Raw genomic sequence first — 1,356 nt, 5'->3', positions numbered from 1 at the left:
TGGCAGATATCGCATGATCGATTTATTTGCTGGAATCGGTGGAACCAGACTTGGATTTCATCAAACTAACGCTGTAAATGTTGTTTTTTCCAGCGAATGGGATAAGTTTGCTCAAAAGACATATCATGCAAATTATGGTGATTTCCCTGATGGGGACATAACAAAAATCGATGAAAAAGATATTCCTGATCATGAAATTCTTGTCGGTGGGTTTCCTTGTGTAGCATTCTCTCAAGCAGGGCTCAAAAAAGGATTTAATGATACAAGAGGAACTTTGTTTTTTGATATAGCAAGGATAATAAAGGAAAAAAAACCTCATGCTTTTTTACTTGAAAATGTAAAAAACTTGCTAGGACATGATAAAGGTAGAACTTTTTCAATAATAAAAAACACACTTGAAGAATTGAATTACACTGTGTATTACAATATCTTCGCTGCAAAAGACTTTGGTGTTCCACAAAATAGAGAACGCATATACATTGTAGGCTTTAATAAAGAAAAAGTAAGAAATCATGAACATTTTACTTTTCCAACCCCATTAAAAACAAAAACAAGAGTTGGAGATATTCTTGAAAAGAGCGTAGACAATAAATACACGCTATCAGATGCGCTCTGGAATGGACACCAACGCAGGAAACTTGTAAATGCAGCAGCCGGTAAAGGCTTTGGGTATGGTTTATTTAATGAAAATAGCCCATATACTAATACCATAAGTGCGAGGTACTATAAAGATGGTAGCGAAATATTAATAGAGCAAAAAGGAAGTAACCCAAGAAAAATAACTCCGCGGGAAGCGTCAAGACTTCAAGGGTTTCCTAGTGATTTTATTATTCCTGTATCGGATACACAGGCTTATAAGCAATTTGGGAATTCAGTCGCAGTCCCTGTTATCAATGCAATAGCAGAAAAAATCATATCGACCTTAGATTCATAAACTAAGTCATAAGGACACAATGCGGCCCAGAATCCAATTCCCCCCCATATGGATTTACCATAACGTCGCATTACGCGCACCGCTGAAACGCGTTCGGCGCGATCACGGCAGCAGACAGGTAAAAATGGCAACAAACCACCCGAAAAACTGCCGCGATCGCACCCGGTAAATTTTAACCACATGCATAGCTATGCAGCCATGTGAATCACGCAGGAATTGCCAGCCAGAGACAGCTGAAACGGATTTTTTTCATGCTTTCGGAAGCGAAGAAGACGGGGACCGGAGCGGGAAAACAGAAGTTCAGGGGAATGAGCGCGATCTGGCAATAGAGGCAAAACACAGCAACAAAAGACACACCAGAATCGCGCCCGTATGCGTTTTAACGCGTTCCTGTGTTTTCAGCAAGGTCTGACTGAAGCGCG

Annotated in this window: 1 protein-coding gene; it reads left to right on the top strand. The window is 40.3% G+C overall.

What is annotated here, in order from left to right; genetic code table 11:
- On the top strand, positions 1 to 934 hold a 934-nt coding region (locus tag OGY08_RS15335), incomplete at its 5' end, for a DNA cytosine methyltransferase (RefSeq protein ID WP_286566015.1).
- Positions 935 to 1,356: the final 422 nt, after the last annotated feature.

Source organism: Citrobacter sp. Cpo069 (genome assembly GCF_030332785.1).
GTDB lineage: Bacteria > Pseudomonadota > Gammaproteobacteria > Enterobacterales > Enterobacteriaceae > Citrobacter > Citrobacter portucalensis.
Note: the sequence above shows the minus strand (reverse complement) of the source record. Positions and strands in the feature narration are given on the sequence as shown.